Source organism: Paraburkholderia aspalathi, assembly GCF_905220735.1.
Taxonomy (GTDB): Bacteria; Pseudomonadota; Gammaproteobacteria; order Burkholderiales; family Burkholderiaceae; genus Paraburkholderia; species Paraburkholderia aspalathi.
This window is the reverse complement of the sequence record NZ_CAJNBA010000002.1, coordinates 14,640-32,800: the sequence shown is the minus strand read 5'-3', so window position 1 is coordinate 32,800 and position 18,161 is coordinate 14,640. Positions and strand designations below refer to the sequence as shown.

General features: G+C 59.8%; 13 protein-coding genes. 7 read left to right on the top strand and 6 right to left on the bottom strand.

Translation table 11 applies throughout. From position 1 onward, the window contains the following. Positions 1-247 precede the first annotated feature (247 nt). Together KHO30_RS11160 and KHO30_RS11155 are read left to right on the top strand one after the other, a co-directional pair. Positions 248-1,309: a porin gene (locus KHO30_RS11160; protein WP_211701047.1), complete on the top strand. Its 1,062-nt coding sequence runs from the start codon at positions 248-250 to the stop codon at positions 1,307-1,309. Between the two features lie 60 nt (positions 1,310-1,369). After that, a complete protein-coding gene (locus KHO30_RS11155) occupies positions 1,370-3,088 on the top strand; it encodes a carboxylesterase/lipase family protein (protein WP_211701046.1) in 1,719 nt (572 codons plus the stop codon). A 258-nt stretch (positions 3,089-3,346) separates the two neighbouring features. Here the strand turns inward: KHO30_RS11155 and KHO30_RS11150 are convergent, their stop codons facing one another. Then, entirely contained in the window at positions 3,347-4,594 is a 1,248-nt protein-coding gene (locus KHO30_RS11150) for an MFS transporter (RefSeq protein WP_244864011.1), read from the bottom strand. Between the two features lie 127 nt (positions 4,595-4,721). On the opposite strand from KHO30_RS11150, the gene KHO30_RS11145 reads away from it, so the two are divergent. Next, complete coding sequence (locus KHO30_RS11145) at positions 4,722-5,660, top strand: LysR family transcriptional regulator (protein WP_211701045.1); 939 nt, start codon at positions 4,722-4,724, stop codon at positions 5,658-5,660. Between the two features lie 20 nt (positions 5,661-5,680). On the opposite strand, the gene KHO30_RS11140 is transcribed toward KHO30_RS11145, so the two are convergent. Continuing rightward, complete coding sequence (locus tag KHO30_RS11140; protein ID WP_211701044.1) at positions 5,681-8,341, bottom strand: ATP-binding protein; 2,661 nt, start codon at positions 8,339-8,341, stop codon at positions 5,681-5,683. Positions 8,342-8,535: 194 nt separating this feature from the next. On the opposite strand from KHO30_RS11140, the gene KHO30_RS11135 reads away from it, so the two are divergent. Together KHO30_RS11135 and KHO30_RS11130 are read left to right on the top strand one after the other, a co-directional pair. After that, positions 8,536-9,774 carry an MFS transporter gene (locus tag KHO30_RS11135; protein ID WP_211701043.1) on the top strand — a complete coding sequence of 413 codons (1,239 nt, stop codon included), beginning with the start codon at positions 8,536-8,538 and terminating at the stop codon, positions 9,772-9,774. Positions 9,775-9,874: 100 nt separating this feature from the next. Then, positions 9,875-10,144 carry a hypothetical protein gene (locus KHO30_RS11130; protein ID WP_211701042.1) on the top strand — a complete coding sequence of 90 codons (270 nt, stop codon included), beginning with the start codon at positions 9,875-9,877 and terminating at the stop codon, positions 10,142-10,144. Between the two features lie 348 nt (positions 10,145-10,492). On the opposite strand, the gene KHO30_RS11125 is transcribed toward KHO30_RS11130, so the two are convergent. The 4 genes from KHO30_RS11125 to KHO30_RS11110 all read right to left on the bottom strand — a co-directional run bounded on the left by KHO30_RS11125 (position 10,493) and on the right by KHO30_RS11110 (position 15,529). Further along, positions 10,493-10,975 carry an SDR family NAD(P)-dependent oxidoreductase gene (locus tag KHO30_RS11125; RefSeq protein WP_280531446.1) on the bottom strand — a complete coding sequence of 161 codons (483 nt, stop codon included), beginning with the start codon at positions 10,973-10,975 and terminating at the stop codon, positions 10,493-10,495. Positions 10,976-11,956: 981 nt separating this feature from the next. Continuing rightward, positions 11,957-13,567, bottom strand: coding sequence for a bifunctional 3-(3-hydroxy-phenyl)propionate/3-hydroxycinnamic acid hydroxylase MhpA (gene mhpA / locus KHO30_RS11120; protein ID WP_211701040.1), 1,611 nt, complete (start codon positions 13,565-13,567; stop codon positions 11,957-11,959). An 86-nt stretch (positions 13,568-13,653) separates the two neighbouring features. After that, positions 13,654-14,613 carry a VOC family protein gene (locus KHO30_RS11115; RefSeq protein WP_211701039.1) on the bottom strand — a complete coding sequence of 320 codons (960 nt, stop codon included), beginning with the start codon at positions 14,611-14,613 and terminating at the stop codon, positions 13,654-13,656. 67 nt (positions 14,614-14,680) lie between these two features. Further along, entirely contained in the window at positions 14,681-15,529 is an 849-nt protein-coding gene (locus KHO30_RS11110; RefSeq protein ID WP_211701038.1) for a fumarylacetoacetate hydrolase family protein, read from the bottom strand. A 146-nt stretch (positions 15,530-15,675) separates the two neighbouring features. Here KHO30_RS11110 and KHO30_RS11105 point away from each other — a divergent pair, with 146 nt between their 5' ends. After that, positions 15,676-16,416 carry a TetR/AcrR family transcriptional regulator gene (locus tag KHO30_RS11105; protein ID WP_244864010.1) on the top strand — a complete coding sequence of 247 codons (741 nt, stop codon included), beginning with the start codon at positions 15,676-15,678 and terminating at the stop codon, positions 16,414-16,416. A gap of 631 nt (positions 16,417-17,047) precedes the next feature. Further along, on the top strand, positions 17,048-17,971 hold the full coding sequence (locus KHO30_RS11100; protein WP_211701037.1) for a dihydrodipicolinate synthase family protein: 924 nt from the start codon (positions 17,048-17,050) through the stop codon (positions 17,969-17,971). Positions 17,972-18,161 lie beyond the last annotated feature (190 nt).

Here is an 18,161-nt window from a genome sequence, read left to right as displayed (position 1 = left end):
TTTCATATCTTGTTTGCATACGTCCACCGATGAAAAGCATGCGCGCATGTCGCACCGCGCTGCTTCGTACTGGCAGTCGGCAGGAGTACGGACAGTTGCGCGGCGAAAGTTCTCCGGAACCGCTGATGGCGTTCAGTGAGACTCCGATGCACCGGGTGAAGGGCGTTCGACACGCCAGCCCATAACGAGAAAAGACAAGAACTATTGGTCGTCGAACGACTGGAATGGAGACAAACAGATGAGGTCGATGAGTGCAGCGTCCCTTGCAGGGGCAATCATTGTCGTCGCGCCGTTGAGCGCGGCGCACGCCCAGAGCAGCGTAACCATGTACGGATTGCTGGATGCCGGGATGACTTACGTCAGCAATGTCTCGGGGCACTCGCTCATACGCGAGAACAGCGACGGCAGCGCACCGTCCAGACTGGGGTTTCGCGGCGTCGAGAATGTGGGTGGCGGGACAAGCGTACTGTTTGTTCTGGAGATGCGCCCTCAAGTCAGCACGGGGACGATTCTTTCGCCGTTCTGGGATCGTGCATCGTTTGTCGGAATAAGCAACGACAAACTCGGAACGGTGACGATCGGTCGACAATTCGACTTTTTCCTCGCTTCATTGCCGCTCGATGCAACGTCAATCATAGAGGGCGGTCTGGAAGCGGGTTATCAGCAATTCACCGGCACGAAAGGATCTACCGCCCCGGCTGTCGATAATCACTCGGGAACCGGCCTGTACGACAACTCGATCAAGTATGAGAACACCATCGGCGCATGGTCCGGCGGTGTCATGTACAGCTTTGGCGAGACGCCAAATCACGACAGCATGGGGTCGGCCTACGTCAGATATGCGATCGGCAATCTGCAACTGGGCGCCGGATGGACCAAAGACAATTTCTCGACAACCATTGCGAACGAGGTCTTTGCCGTTCGTGCTCTCTACACCATGGGTTCCTGGACCTTTCTGGCCAACTACTCACAAGGGCGGGAGACGGTTGTTGAGGGTTCAAAAGCCGTGGCCAGGCCACTCGAAGTGGCCGTCAACTATCGTATCGGCCCGGCAATCAGTATCGGTGCGGGATTCGGTTGGGCACACGATACGAACCGCGCCGGTACAACGGCGACCATCACACAGCCGTTCATTGGCGCGCGCTACTTTCTGAGCAAGAGAACAGCTCTGTACGCCATTGCGGCGCGCAATCACAGTAGCAATCCTTCAGCGATTCCCTCGACGGTGGGCATCCCCGGCGGAGCGACCGCGCCATCGAGCAGCGCCAGCCAGACCGTCGTACGTCTTGGTATGCAAACCCGTTTCTGATGCAACGCTGCCTTTTTCCCCGGGGCACCGGGTTCGAACCAGTCGAAAAGGAAATTGACCATGTCAATCAACGTGTCATCGCCTGACGAAAGAAACTCGATGAAGTCGACGCCTGGCTTGTCACACGCTCGCTTCAGAAGACTCGCTGCGACGGGCATCGAACGCAAACACCATCGCTTTATGGTCGCACTCATCGCGACGGTGGTCGCTTCCGGATGCCATGGACAGTCGGCGCATTCCCAACCGATCTCATCGCAAGTGGTCCTGTTAAGCGGCACGGTTCAGGGAACGCAAAGAGATGCCAACGGCGTCATGGCTTTCAAGGGGATGCCGTATGCTGCGGCGCCAGTCGGTCAGCTGCGATGGCGACCGCCGCAGCCCGCGCCAGTATGGCAAGGAACCCGCGACGCGACAGCCTTCGGTGCTCGATGCGAAGGATCTCCGCTGCTGGGCCCTGCCCCGGCTGGCAACGTCCAGAGCGAAGATTGCCTCACCGTCAATGTGTGGACCGCGGCGCAGACGGCCGGTGAAAAACGCCCGGTCATGGTGTGGATTCACGGGGGTGGATTCCAGACGGGCGTGCCGACACCTGCGTCGCCGACTACCGACGGTTCGGGCCTGGCCGCGGACGGCGTGGTCCTCGTCAGTCTCAACTATCGTCTCGGAGTATTCGGATTCCTCGCCCATCCTGCGCTGGACAGCGAGGGCACGCCGTCCGGAAACTTTGGGTTGCAGGACCAGATAGCAGCTTTGAAGTGGGTCCGCTCGAACATCTCACGGTTCGGAGGCGATCCGGACAACGTCACGATTTTTGGACAGTCAGCCGGCGCGATGTCTGTTGGAATACTGATGAGCTCGCCGCTTGCACACGGTCTGTTTCAGAAAGCCATCGGAGAAAGCGGCGCGTTCTGGGACAGCGAGCACGGCTCGCTGCAAACGCTGGCCGAGGCCAGAGTACGGGGAGAAGCGCTCGCAACGCAACTTGCAGGCGGAGACATCAACGGGTTGAGGGCGATCTCCGCAGACGCGTTACTGACTGCAGCGCCCTGGAGCATTCAGAACGACCCTGTAACCGGAGCCTTCTCCCCTAGCGTGGATGGCTATGTCTTGCCGGACAGCCCAGCCAACGTATTCGCCCATGGCAGGCAGAGCCACGTTCCACTCCTCGCAGGGCGCAATGGAGCAGAAGGCGTCATTTTCATGTCGGGTGCGCTACCGCACGATAGCGCGGCTTCCTTCGAGGCAGCCGCGGCGGCGCAATTTGGTCCCGGCCGGCTGTCGGAGTTTCTCGATAATTATCCTGCGAGCAGCGACACGGTGACGGTTGCCTCCGCGCAAACTCTCATCGGCGATCTCCGGATCAACGAGCAATCATGGGAATGGATCCAACTGCAACGGCAAACCGGCGCCGCGCCTGTCTACGCGTACCAGTTCAACTACAACTCTCCGTACCTGCCAGCCCCGGTTCATGCGTCGGAGGTTCCATTCGTGTTCGGCACACTCACGCCACAGCCGGCGGCTCCGGCTGTGGCGCCAGGCACTCAGGATCGTGCACTGTCGAATCAGATGATGAACTACTGGATCAACTTCGCACGCACAGGCAATCCAAACGGTCCCGGGTTACCGTGTTGGCCGGCCTACGCCATCAACGGGTCTCAAGTCATGCTATTCGGCACGACAAGTCACGCGGCTCCCGAATCTGATACGAGCCGCTTGCGGTTTCTGCGGAGTTTCCGGTTCAACGGGCGGTTTCCGGATAGCTGGCGACAAACGGGATGACGGTTACCGCATGCCACTTGCTACTTCGAGTCAAACTTTGACAGCCGCCAACTCGATTTCGGATGGCACCACTTCGTTTCGATGATGACGGCGATCGGTGTTCACGAGCACCGATCTGGCCGCTCGAGGAGGGACCGTTATCGACCCGAAGCTGTCCTTCAGTTCGTTTCTTCGGATGTCCCAACAGCGATCAAAAGCGGTCGATCCATCCATACGCCTTAACGAAATGCGATCCGTTTGATGCGACCGCTCGATCGCCTATCGTGCTTCACGCACCTCATGGTCGGCGCTTTTCTCGCGTTCCTCCGCAAGCCGTCGCCAACCGGACGCGGGAATGATCTGCGGCAGCATCGAAGCGCTGGCAAAGACGAGCCCAACGCCGCACACCCCAGCCCAATGCCACACGCTCCACGCATAGTTGCCAAGCGCCGCGCCGATCGCCCCGCCTGCGAAGCGGCATGTCATGTAAAGCGTGTTGGCACGGCTCATCGCAGTGCTCTTAACCGCCAGGCTGCGCGCCATGTTCGAGACATGGGAGCTTTGCATGCCGAGGTCGAGCAGGATCACCCCGACGATTAGCCCGCCGATGCTCGAGCCTTTCCACGCAAGCACCACGTACGAGGCAACGAGGACAGTGCTGGCGGCTAAGATGATTCGACGCGGATCGCGCGTATCGGTCAGCTTCCCCGCAGCATAGGACGCGCTCGCGCCGGCGACGCCGACGAGTCCGAACAACCCCGCCGTCTCGCTGCCGTAACGGGGGTCGAGGGCGTGCAGATGAAACGCGAGCGTCGTCCAGAAGGCGCTGAATACCGCGAATTGCAACGCCGCGATCAAAGCGGTCTGCCGTACGACGGGTTCCTCGCGCAGCAACGCAAACAGCGAACGCATCAACGCACCATAGCTACCCGAGAAGGTCGGCTCGATACGCGGGAGCACGCGCGCAAGCATGATGGCAACGCCGACCATCGCGACTGCCGCGAACGCGTAGACAGAGCGCCATCCGAAATTCGCAGCGATCGTGCCCGATACCGTGCGCGAGACGAGGATGCCGCAAAGCAGACCGAACATCACGATTCCGACGGCCTTGCCGCGGTTTTGGGGGCCCGCAATCTTCGCCGCATAAGGCGTGAGCAGTTGCGGCGCGACACTCGCCATGCCCGCGGCAAAGCTTGCCGCTACGGCCCAAGGCAGCGTGGGTGCCGCCGCCATCGCGACGAGCGCGACGACCGCCGCCGCCAACGTGAGCGCGAAGAGCTTGCGCAGCTCGACCTTGTCCCCCAGCGGAATGAACAGGAGCAAGCCCAGCGCATAACCAGCCTGCGCAGCGATGGAAACCGCGCCGGCCTGACCTTCGGTAGCGCTGAACGTATGCGCGAAATCGACCAGCAGCGGCTGGTTGTAATAGTTGTTGGCGACGACGAGTCCGGCTGCGAGTGCCATGACCCAATAGATCGACTGTTTCATCTGCGTCCATCCTTTGCCGGAAATGTTCGAAGCGCTCACGCGCTCGATCCGAGACGTGGCGTGCGGGCTTTTGCGATTTGCTCAAAGGGGAATGTAGACTATTCCTAGTTTCGGGAGTACGGTCGTACGGCGGTAATGATTCTTGCGATTTAAGGAAAGGTGACCAATGGACCGATTCGACGCGATGAATGTGTTTGTCCGGGTGGTGGAAGCCGGCAGTCTGTCTGCCGCGGCCCGTGCGATTCCGATGTCGCTGACTTCGGTGAGTCGTCACTTGTCGGCACTGGAGACGCAATTCGGCATGCAGCTGCTGCGCCGCACGACACGGCACATTGCGCTGACGGACGAGGGGCGCGTATTTTTTGAGCGCGCGAAGTCGATCCTCGCGGAACTGGACGAAGTGGGCACGTTGCTCAGCGCGGGCCGCAACGAGCCGGCGGGCCGTTTGCGCATCGCTGCGCCCACGCTACTCGGCCGAACCGTCATCGCGCCGCTCCTGCCCTGCTTCCTTGCGCGCCACAGCGCGGTTTCGGTCGAACTGCTGTTAATCGACCGCGCCGTGAATCTCGTCGAGGAGGACATCCACCTCGCGATTCGCGTGGGCCGCCTGCCCGATTCGGCGCTCGTAGCACGCAAGCTCGGTGACGTGCGCATGATCGTTTGCGCCGCACCGTCTTATATCGAGCGCCGCGGCGCGCCTTGCTCGCCTGACGAGCTGCGCCGGCACGACTGCCTCGTTTTCTCCGACCAGCCTGGCCCCGTCGATTGGCGCTTCAAGTCCGCAGGCACCCGTCATTCCGCCCGCATTACAGGCCGTCTCTGGGCCAACGCGCTCGACGTGCTCGCGGCCGCGGCGATCGACGGTGCGGGCATCGTGCGCGCACCATCGTGGCAAGTAGCGGCCGACATCGAGTGCGGCCGGCTGCGGCGTATCCTGCAGGATTACGAGACAATGCCTGCGCCTGTGAATGTGCTCTTCGAACGCGCACGACGCACGTCGCCCTCTGTGCGGGCCTTCCTCGACTACCTGGTCGAATCGACGGAAACAGGCCCGCTCGCCGGCATGCCCCGCTTCGGCGAAGCGCTCGGAGCTGCAAACGGTTGATACCGCATTACGCCACGCGCCTATGCGACATGTTCGTTTGTGAGTCTGAGCTCCCAGGCCTTGGCGCCCTGAGCGCGCGCCAGCGTCAACGCTTCCTGCAAAATCAACGCCCGTGGCGTTCGCCGGGATGACGTCTTCTCCGATAGCGTCCGAGCCTTGACTCTCATCAGTTCAGGGGCGTTCCAAAACTGTCCAGTAGCGTCGCCGGCCAGCCGGGCATTAATGAGGCTGACTGCTTCTCGCATACGGCCCTGTTCCAGCATTGCGCTCGCAAAGTCGGATAAGAATACGGAATAAGCCGGATCAAATCCGCGGGCTTGCAGCGTCTCCAGTGTCGATCGAAGCTCGACGAAAGAGACAGCGTTCGGATCCTGGAATACTTTCGCCCAAAGTGAAAAAGCCGAACCATAGAGTCCCCAAAAGTCCAGACCGTGAGTTCCTGCCACCTGGATAAGCTGCTGGGACGCACGCTTGACGCCTTCTACGTCTCCTGAAAGTGCTCCCACGTTGCAACCTCCCTCCGCAAGGGCGCAGCATAGGGTGCAGGCGTGATCCAGCGCAATCGCCTCGTCAATCGCTATCTGGGCAGCCCGTCGCGCTTTGGCCGTGTTCCCCATTAACCACAGAATGCGCGAAAGAAAGGCCCAACCTGCCACGCGCTGGTCCATTCCAAACCTGAAATGGGAACCACGACGTTCGTCGCGCGTATAACTGTCAAGCATGCACTCAATTTCAGACAAAGCTTTAGTGTGATTCCCCAGAAAATGATGAGATGTCCCAATCAAACGACGTGCCGTCAGAAGTGCCGCTTGATCGCGATGTCTCACGGCTAGATCTGCCATGTTTTTCCCGTGCTGTAGGGCCTGTGCGTAGTAGCCGCTGCGGAGATGATAAAGCCATAGACCGTATTCAGCCTGCAGTTGCGTTTCCGCGTCGTCCAGCCGGAGCGCGAGATCGCTGGCCCTGCTCCAGGCCCGCCCATTAGCCGGAACGGGTCCGCGCGACCAGGTCAGCGAAGTGGCCAGTGCGGTCTGGATCATCATCTCCTGGCGCGCTTCAACGGGAGGAATTTTCGTTTCTTCCAGTACGTTCGTAATCCGCTGGCGACACTCGTCGTAGAGTGATAGTTGTATCCAGAATGGGGCGGAGTTCGCGAGAATGAGCAGACCCGAGGCACGGCGCTTACTATCTGACAATGACCAGTCAAGAGCGGCCCTGATATCGTCAATGAGGTGTTCGTATTGTCGCTTCCATTGCGTCGTGGGTAGCGACGTCCAATCCCGTTGGGCTTGAGAAGTCAATTGCTCAACGAAGCGAGCATGCTTTTCAGTCATGGTCGCCGTGCGGTTCGCAAGCTGCTCCAGGGCGTATGCCCGCAGCATGGTTAGATAGCGATAGCGAATCGGCTGGGTTCCGGCCTGCAACGTGATGAGCGACTTTTCAACGAGGCTGCAAAGCACATCAACCAGTCGGGTGGGCCTTTCCAGCGTGGTGGATACGATACGTTCTGCGGCAGCGACGGTGAAATCGGCAGGGAAAATGGCCAACTCCTGGAACACCGCTTGTTCCACGGAGTCGAGTAATTGGTAACTCCACTGCAGCGCGTCACCAAGCGTCCGATGGCGACCTGGGGTCTGGCGTTTCTGAGCGGCAAGCAATCCGGACGAAAGGGCTAAATCCTCGGTGACCGCTGCGAGACCCAGCGATGGCACGCGAGCTGCAGCGATTTCCAATGCCAGTGGGACACCATCGAGCGCCCTGCATAACGCCGTAACCTGCTCTACGTTCGTTTCCGTAAGCTCGAAGTGATAGTCCGCGGAAGTTACACGACGGACAAACAGTTCAACCGCACTATAGCTTCTCGCGTTTGCTGCGTTGATGGTGCGCGGAGGTAACGTGAGAGGACTGAGCCGGTAGACCTGCTCACCGTCCAGCCCCAATGGGGTTTGGCTGGTGAGCAGCACGCTCAGTTGCGGATCAGATTCCAGAACCCGCTCAAGGGCCGCTGCACACGCCGACGTAACGTGTTCGCAGTTATCAACGACCAGCAGTGCCCTTCCCGGGTGAGACGCCAACTGTTGTGTGCTTGTCCGAGCAAGCCCCGCCAACGCGCTCGAAATAGCTGGCGATACTGAGGCTGCGCTTAGTTGCGATAAGTCGGCGAAGTAAACCCCGTCGGGAAAACAGGGACTGGATTCTGACGCGGCCTCTATCGCGAGGCGAGTCTTACCTATACCGGCAGGGCCTGTGAGCGTGCATAACGTTTGGGTAGCCAGCAGCCGGTTTAATTCCAATAGCTCCTCAACGCGGCCGATCAAAGGAGACCGTGGGCTCGGCAGGCCAACTCGTGCTTGAGATGCGCCTATGGATGACGTGACAGCCCGATGCGCCTGCACTGAACCTGTAAAACGATAGCCTCGACCGAATTCCGTCGCGATAAGGTCCCGATCATCCCCCAGTATTTTTCGCAACGACGAAATCTGCGCCTGCAAGCTGTTTTCCTCGATGACCTCCTTCGACCATATCCGGGAAAGAAGCGAATCTTTGGATACGACCTGGCCTGCCGTACTGACAAGCTGGACTAGCACGTCCAGCGCACGCTCACCTACGTCCAGTCGTACACCATCTCTCAACAGCAGCCGCAAACCTGGGAACAACTGGTAGCGGCCGAAAGCAACCATATCGTCGTCGCGGGCGTCAGGGCCCTTCGACGGCCTTTCATGGCGAGTCTTTGTACCTGTAGGCATTTCTTAATGTCACACGGCGAGATTTCGGGGATCAACTGGAATTTCAGATGTCTGAAATTGTAGGCCAAAGACTTCTCGTGTGCGCTGCATCACGATGAGGGTCCCTGTACTACGTCGTGAGTCTGGACATGTCACCCAATACAGTTGGTAGCGAATCTCCGGCGCAGTCCGCCGCCCCTGAAGAGCCCGGGTTAACACATCACCTGGACAATTCATTACTGATGGTGATGGCGGTTGCCTGCGGTGTCTTCGTCGCTAATATTTACTACAACCAGCCGATCCTGGAACTGTTGCAGCAGGCTTTCCCACGATCGCCTGGCCTCGTCAATCTGGTTCCGACGGCGACACAACTGGGTTTCGCCTGTGGTCTGTTTTTTCTGGTACCTCTGGGAGACCGGATTGATCGGAGAAAATTGATTCTCTGGCAAACGGCAGTGTTAGTCGTGGCGTTGGTATGCCTTGCTGCAGCCCCGAATGCCTGGTTGCTGGTCATCGCTTCAGCAGTAGTAGGTATTTCAGGATCTGTTGCCCAACAAGTCGTACCGTTCGCGGCAGAACTAGCCGGATCCAATCGCCGTGGCCAGGTCGTCGGTACTGTGATGAGCGGGCTGCTTTGTGGCATTTTGCTGGGAAGGGCCGTCGGCGGATTTACTGCCGATCATTGGGGCTGGCGTGCCACGTTCTGGCTAGGGGCCGCGATGACCGCCATTATCTGGGTCATGTTGCTAGTCAAACTCCCACACAGTGAACCCAAGACAAGTCACAGCTACTTTGGTCTTATGAAGTCACTCATCGAGTTGTGGCGAGAAGAACCGTCGCTGCGCCGTGCAACGTGTATTCAAGCCGCGATGTTCGGTTCCTTTATTGGGCTATGGACGATTCTGGCATTGCGTCTGCATGCGGCCTTCGGCTTGGGAGCTGATGTGGCAGGCCTCATGGGGATCGTTGGTGCGGCCGGTATTCTGATTGCCCCACTTGCTGGTCGCGTCGCCGATCGTCGTGGACCCCATGCCGTTATCGGGCTTGGTTGTCTGATCATGCTGCTGTCATACGCGGTTCTCGGCGTTTGGGGCAGCCTCGCTGGCCTGATCGTCGGCATCATCCTGTTGGACTTCGGTGAGCAGTCGGCTCTCATCTCCAACCAACATGTGGTGTACGCACTTCGCCCGGAGGCAAGAAGTCGGCTCAACACGCTATTCATGAGCGGCATGTTCGTAGGCGGCGCCGCGGGTTCCTGGGGAGCAAGTCTCAGTTGGCGACTAGGCGGATGGCACACAGCGTGCGTATTCGGCGGCGCATTGGCATTGCTCGGGTTTGTTCTTCATTTCTCCGGGAGGCTGTCTGCGTACGCCACCACCAGAAGTTGAAACGTCGACAGTGGCCGAAAGCAACCGGAAATAGAACGGATGCCTCCCCCGTAAAGGCCGACGAACGTAGCAGTTCGAAGGAATCAGGAAACTTTCATTCATGAACTCCCCACACTTTTCTGGCGCTCATGGCACGTTGTCGTTACTGACGGAAATTGATCCGCAGACGGAGACGATTAACCGTACGATGCGCCTCGAAGCTTCACCGGATGGTCGCAGCGTGCTCCTGGTCGCACTAGATATTCGCAAGCCTGGCAGCCAACGGGAATGGCGTGTCGAAATTACGCCGGAAGAGCTTATCGCACTGATTCACGCGCACGGTACAGAAGTATCGGGATATCTTGTCGATTTCGAGATTCAGGTGCGATAGGCAGGCACGATCCATCAAGTCAATGGGCTTGGACCATTGTCGAGAGCGAATCGCAACGTACTACCGGATTTCGCTCGATGAACTGCTGCGAGAGCAGTGCGCGACAGATCGAGTTGGCTGCGACGACGTTCCGAACGACCGCTTGCCGCCTTCAATGGGTCGTTGGGAGCAGATTGGTCAGCGGCGGCTCCTGGCCGAACTCAGCCGGATGGCGAGCGACTGGGTTCGACCCACAGCCACCCTGTAGGCTACGATCACGAATGGCCGTTGCCCGGACAAAAGTCCGACATCGCACGGTTTCATCCGACACGCTTCGCTAGTGTTCAGATTTGTATATGGCAGGACGGCTTAAATGGTAAGGGAACGATGTAACTCAGGCGGACCACCCATCGCGTAGCGATCAGAGAGTGGCCGGCTACCGTCGATGTCGGTCACGCCGAGTGTTGCGCCGATCTCCGCGCCGATCAGCGCCCTGCCTGAAAGTGCCATCATGGACTCAAATTCATAGAGCGCCGCGATAGTGCGGCCTGTAAATTGTGGAGACTCGCGCTTTTGCTTTGGGCGCTTGTCTTCGAGGAGCGTAGCGAGATAGGCGCGAGCACGTTCGGTATCTAAACCGCCCATCCAGACGGAAACCACGGCGACATTGTATGGCCGTAGCTCCTTCGCCATATCGGCCGCCATTTTGTCCGCACCTGCCTTTTGGGCGCCGTAGGCCGGGTTCTGATGGTAGCTGACGGCACCGTAGTGTCCGGTGTTGACAATCAACCCACGGCCATTGGCAATCAGAAGCGGCGCAGCATAGTAGCTAGCCACGTAGTGCGAGCGCAGGCCGACACGATGCTTGAACGGTCACGAGCATCGCACTCAGGATTTTCGAGAGCCTACTATTGCTTAGCAGAGACCTCCTTTAAGCGTATCGTAGTCGAAGCAGTAACATATTCCGTGATCACAGGATATTTCCGTCCCTCTAAATATTATCGGTTTCGCCATAGGCTCCGCGCCGCGCGATCTATGACTCTCGGGAATAAGCATGACCTCGTTGTCCTTGCTCAAAGTGACACCCAAAGTTCTTGCGACTATCTGTGCCAACTCCTCAAGCGCCTTGTTTGCCTCTGTATAGAGACGCTTTGCCGTCTCTGAATCTTGCTCAGACAACTTGGCGCTTCGTTCTTTCGATTCAGCATTCATCGATGTTCCCCTCTATGGACGCGTCTCGATATACCCATAAAAAATGGTTAGGTGCGTCATCGCCATTTTTCAGACTATTTAAGTTTCCCAACCATTCAGTTATCCATACTGTTTTAGTGAATCTGTTCGTCCGAATCAGACTAACTACAAGGAGCTGCTACACACACCTGCGTGTGGTAGTCGTAACATCCACATCCGCCAGCCACAATGATAGGAGCTAAACTTTACCTATGCAGGGATATATGTAGTAGCCCAGAATATACGAATGTTTCACTACTGTCACGCCAGATCCATAGGAACCCGCTATAAGTCGTGGGATTGTCGACGTTGGATCGGCGGCTCAGGCCGATGAGACGCCAAACACTACCCGGGAGCTGATGCCCGCTATTTGAGTGAAAGAGCCGTTCGAGTGGCCGCGTACCGATGATGCCTAGCGACGGCTATTGGCTGCATCCGGTCGGCCGCACTCGACCCAAGGTGGAGGCCCGCGAGGGAAGCCGCTCGACTCAGGCACCGCATCCAAGCAGACGCATGCGTGCTATTGAGTCTGATCGGTGATCTTCCGGGTGCTGGAAACTCGCGGACGTCGTAGTGCTCGAAGACATTGATCGGAGCGCGTGCTCAGTTTATCGCATGCGATTCGGCCAACGACAGCCGCGACGACAGGGCGCGAATAAGCACCGGCAGTTCTTCGAGCGACCGCACTGCGCCGAATACGTAGTAGTCCGGCCGCACGATGACCGCCCGTGCTCCATGTTCATCGAAGAACCGCCGGTACTTGCCACTCGTGTCAAACAGGACGCGGCCACGTACCGTTTTGTCCCGATCAACCGTGATACCGATGGTCCTGGCTCCGATGCGAGCAAGTGCAGCTCGTGCGTCCGTATCGAGGAACTGCTCGGGGTCTGCGTCGAGTGCGATCACATGGAAGCCATTGGGAACCGCGTCGTCGTAGCGCAACGTGTTCGCGCCGTCCTCCACCTGGCCGTGTACGCTAAGCAACCCTGCCATACCGTTGCGTGAAAAATCCGCATCCGTGCAGATCAGCCCGTCGGTCAGGCCGGGGAACGGCGGCAACGGAGGCACCTCTCCCGACAGGTACGCCCGATCGCGTTCCGCAGCCTTTTCGTGGTCCGAGATACAGACCACCTGCCCCATCGCAATCGACGCGTCGATCACCGCGCGAACCTGCGGCCGGCGCTCCGGCGTGTAGCCGTCGAGCAGCGCATCCGACGCGATACCCCGCAGGATCAGATCGAAGCGCCATACGAGATTCCATACGTCACGTAGGCCCGAACACATGCCCTGCCCCATGAACGGTGGCATCTGATGCGCCGCATCGCCGGCCAGCACGGTGCGCCCGACGCGCCACGTGCCCGCAATCAGCGAACGGAAGCGGTACACGGCGTAACGGACGAGCGTTGCGTTGCCGGGTCCGACCCACGGCGCCAACAGTTCCCAGACCTTCTCCGGCTTCTGCAGGTCCTCGACGGTCTCGTGCGGCAGCCGCATGAACTCCCAGCGCCGGTAGCCGGGACCACCGGGCACCATCGTCGTCGGCCGCGCCGGATTGCACCACTGGCCGATGTCCGGCACGTCGAGCTTCACGCCTTCGTTCGGCTTCAGGTCGATCACGAGCCAGTCCTCCTGGAACCCGAGATCCTCGAAGTCGATGCCGAGCGACCTGCGCACGAAACTGTTCGCACCGTCGGCGCCAACCACGTAGCGGGCCCGCACTGTCTGTGTCTCGCCTGTCGGCACCCATGTGCCCGCTTCGATCACGCCGCGGCGCAGCGCCAGTTCGCAGTGGTCGTCGAACTGCGTGAGTCCGGTGGCCTCCCAACCCTGCTGGACCGAGACCGTCGGCAACGACCTGACCTTGCCGTCGAGCAGCGCTTCGAGCGAAGGCTGGTTGAACAGATAACCGACCGGCCCGTCGCTGATTGACTCTGCCGACCAGTCGATCTCGACCAGCGTCTTCCAGTCAGCGTTGAACCACTGATATTTGGCCGACGGCTGCGAAATTGCCTCGATGTCCTTGCCGATGCCCATCGCGTGAAAGACCCGGCGGATCTCGTGGTCGTGAAAAACCGCGCGTGGCAGCGCGTACAACGACGGCCAGCGGTCGAACACCGCCACGCGATAGCCGCGTTCGCCAAGCAGGATCGACATCGCCTGTCCCACGGGCCCATACCCCACCACGACAACATCAAACATGTTCTGGTCTGCCATCTGCTTCCCCTGCCGAGAAAAGTGCGAGCTGCCCCCTGGAAACCCGGTCACCGGGTTCCCATCCGCTCGTTGCATCGAAGAAAAAATCAGCCTGCCGGAACGGAGCCGGTGTCGGGCGCTTCCGTGTTGTGAATGAAGTTGTCGGGCACGGACGGCCCCCACAGGTATAGCGAGTCTTCGGGAGGAAAATCCCCGGCCGGCCACGCATGACCCGCCGATACGAAGTCGATGTCCGCCGAGTATTCGCAGAACGATCCCCACGGATCTTCGACGTAGTGGAAGTAGTTCGAGCCGAGCACGTGCCGCCCGGTGCCCCACCCTTTGTCAAAGCCAGCCGCCGCCATCTGCGATGCACCCTCGCCGACCATGTTGACGTCGTCGACGTCCCACGCGCAGTGGTGCCAGCCGCGTGCGGTACTTTTCGCGAAGGCGACGAGGTGGTGGTCGCAGCCGTGCGGCGCATGCGTGAACGCGATGATGTCCAGCGACTTGTCCGAAAGCCTGAGACCGAGCGTCTTCTCGAAGAACGCGAGCGCACCGAGCACATCGGGCGTGAATAACAGCACGTGCGACAACCGCCGCGGATGGACAGTCTTCGATTCGGAGCGTGCGTGCGAGCCACGCTGGTCGGCGGCGCTTCCGGCGATGACGTTCGGCGTTTTCGCTGACGGCGTGGTCTTCGGACCAACCTTGACCTGGATCAGATTGCCGTCGGGATCGTGGAACCAGAAGCCCGCGCCTTCGCGCATCGGTTCGATCGCAGTCCCGGTGGCGCCGACCTGCCCGCGGATCGCGCCCAGATCCTCTTCGAAACAGTTGAAGCTCAGGTAGGCGAGTGACTTTCCTGTCGACGCGATCACGCGCGCCCAGCGATGGCCATCCGTTGCACGCAGCTCGAGCTCCTGCCCTGCGTTCTCCGTTCGCGATACTGCGAGCCCGAATGCGCTAAAGAAGCGCTCGGCTTCGTCGATGGACGGGACGTTCAGTGCGAAATGATCGATTGAGTGCACACTCGCGCCGCGACCTGCGGCATCCGTCTCTGCCATGTCTGTCTCCGTCAGGTTGTGCAGACCGGCTCTATGGCCGGCTCCGTGCGTTTCCGTGCGCCGTGGTTTATGCGGCCGGCTCGTCCTCGATCACGTTGCGCAGCGTGCCGATCTTCTCGACAGTGACTTCGCAGACGTCACCCGCCTTCATCAGCAGCTTCGGGTTGCGCGCCCAGCCGATGCCCGCCGGCGTGCCCGAGACGATGACGTCGCCCGGCTCGAGCGTGATGCCCACGCTGATGATGCTGATCAGGCTCGCGACGTCGAACACCATCTCGTCCGTGCTCGCCGACTGCACGACTTCGCCGTTCAGGTACGTTTCGAGTCGAAGGCCCTTGATACCCGGCGGTAGTTCGTCGGCCGTGACCAAGTCCGGGCCGAACGCGCCAGTCCCGTCGAAATTCTTGCCCATCGTCCATTGAGGCGTCTTGAACTGGTACTCGCGCACAGACCCGTCGTTGAAGACCGAATAGCCGGCAACACACGACAGCGCGCTCTCCTTCGAAATACGGCGACCACCCTTGCCAAGCACGACCGCGATCTCGCCTTCGAAATCGAGGCCTTCGCAATCGGTCACACGCGGACGGATCATCGGCTCATCGTGGGCGATGAGACTGGTATCGACGCGGAAGAACAGTGTCGGGTAGTCGGGCTGCTGGTACTTGCTCTCGGACGTGTGGTCGGCAAAGTTCAGCCCCACGCAGATGATTTTCGGTGGATGCCGCAGCGGCGGCAGCAGCGTCAGCTCCGCAGCCGGCACTTTGCCGAGGCCGCTGTCCTGCTTCGCGTAAGCCTTAAGATCCACGCCGCGCGCAAGCAGCGATTCGAGCGTCTCCTCTCCAAGCACGCGAACCTCTTCGCCCTCGCGCACGCCCAGCATCGCGTGACCATCATGCTGAAAACTGACGAAGCGCATCCCTGCCTCCTTAAGTGACGACCCGATTCCGGGCGGCCTGAATTAGAATTGACGAATCTGTCATTTCAAATTCTAGTTGATTTGACAAATTCGTCAACTATGAAATCTCCAGGAGAAACCCGTATCATGAGTCGAGACAATTCCACATGAACTCACCCTGCACGGTCATGGCCGACACTCCAGCCAGCGAAAACTATCAAAGCCGCGTCGGCGCACTGCGGCGCGAGAGAACGCGAAACCGTCTGATCGAAAGCGCGCTAGCTGTATTCGCCGCAAGAGGTCCGGACGCCCCGCTGATCGACGACTTCATCGCGGCGGCGGGCGTCTCGCGCGGAACGTTCTACAACTACTTCCGCACCACTGGCGAACTGCTCGCGGCAGTCGCAGGCGAAGCCAGCGACGAAGTGCTCGGCGTGATCGATCCGCTCGTGCTGGAAATCGACGATCCGGCGCTGCGGGTCATCACCGGTTCACGGCTTTACATGGGAATGGCGTGCCGCTACCCGCTGTGGGGCGCGTTCATCACGCGTGTTGGCACGAGACGCGGTTCACGCGGGCGTTTGCTGGACGAATACCTGACCCGCGACCTGCAACTGGCGATCGACAGCGGACGCTTTCACGTCGCGTCGGTCGTCGTGGCGCGGGACATCGCGCTCGGCGCGATCACGTACGGCATCGAGACGCTGCTTTCCGGCTATGCGCCGACCGATTACGCGGAGCAGATGATGCTTGCGCTGCTGCAGGCATTCGGCATTCGCGAGAAGGAGGCGAGGCAACTGGCGTATGCGCCGATCGTCGAGTGTCCCGCACCGCGTGGCCCCATCTACGACCGTGTCAAGGACAGGGAGGAACAGACGCTGAACGATGCGAAGGCGGAAGTTATCTGAGCCCCTTCGCCGTGATGTCCCGTGCTCTCCGGTCCGGGATGCGCACATTGAGCTTGACGTTCAGCAATCCTGAGCGGATTAGCCACACGATTATAGGTATTTCAATTTTATGGTGTGCGCTCGTCCATTGAATCCGTCAGTCTGGAACTAAACCACATCTGCGCGGTGCCATCCTTCTTGACCGCAGCCGTGACCGCAACAGCAACGCATCGATCACATCTCGCCACATTTGCTGCGCGAGAATTATGTAGCTCGTGGGCGGGCCCCCTTCAGGCCTCAACGGGCCGAGATCGACCCGAAGCGGCCCCTTAAAAGAATCGTCGGCAGGTCCGCTTACAAGCAGGAAACCGATACTGAATTGCGACGGTTCCGGCGGCGCGTCGGCGACCCTCACGTACCTCGCTATCGATGGAATCGGACGATCCGGCACCTATATCACCATCTCATTGCTGGCATATCTGAAATGCCGGATCCCTGTCTTTCTGAATATCAGGCTGCTGCCTACACTGGCTTCCATACCCGCTGCGCGACATGCAGGCAAATCAGCCAGCACCCGGCGAGTTGTACTGGCACAGCGCCGCGTCTCAAGGGCGCTTCAAGGTTCCTCTTTGCTCTACATTTCGGAGACAGCATGAAAAGCATCGATCTCAAAGGCCTCGTTCCCGCGCCCGTCACCCCCTTCACTCGCGACGGCGCCGTCGACCATGCGGCTATCCAGCGACTGGGTTCGTGGCTTGGCAACATCGATGGCGTGAAAGGCCTCACCGTCCTTGGGCATGCTGGCGAAGGCACGTTCATGACGCCGGACGAGCAGGCGGCGGTCATCGAGAGTTTCGTCAAATCGGTCGACGGCAAAATCCCGGTCATTGCCGGCATTACGCTCGAGGGCACCCAGGTCGCCGCGTTGGAAGCGAAGCGAGCCGTGGAAGCTGGCGCGTCGGCGGGCCTCGTGTATCCATCGCACGGCTGGCTGCGGTTCGGTTATCAGAACGGCGCGCCGCAGGATCGCTATCGCGCTATCTACGAGGAGAGTGGCTTGCCGCTGATCCTGTTCCAGTATCCGGACGCAACGAAGGCCACCTACAATCTCGCAACTCAGCTTGAAATCGCGGCACAACCGGGCGTGTTCGCGATGAAGAACGGGGTCCGTAACATGCGTCGCTGGGACACCGAAATCCCTGTCATCCGTCGCGAACGCCCCGAGTTGCAAATTCTGACCTGCCATGACGAGTATCTGTTGCATACGATGTTCGACGTCGATGGCGCCCTGGTGGGCTACGGCAGCCTCGCGCCTGAGCCGCTGATCGATCTCATCAAGGCAGGCAAAGCCAAAGACTACAAGGCTGCCCGGGCAATCCACGACCGCCTGCTGCCCGTTACGCGCAACGTATATCACCGCGGCTCGCACATGGAAGGGACAGTCGCACTCAAACACGGCCTCGTTGCGCGCGGTATTCTGGAACATGCCACGGTTCGCTCGCCGTTGCTCCCGCTGGCCGAAGGCGCCGATGTTGAAATCGCGCAGGCGTTGCGTTCGGCTGGCCTTGTCGACTGACGCGCGGGGTATGGGTACAGCGCGCCGAACCGCACGCACGCTGCTAGCGGCGGCTGTTTCCTGATTAGGAAGCAACCTGGACGGAGCGGAATCGCTCCGCCTTCGCTTATCCGACCGTCCTGCGGATTGGCCACTTGAACGACCCTGTGTCAGCTTGAGGGTGGCCCTAAACTGGACACTAGATCGAACG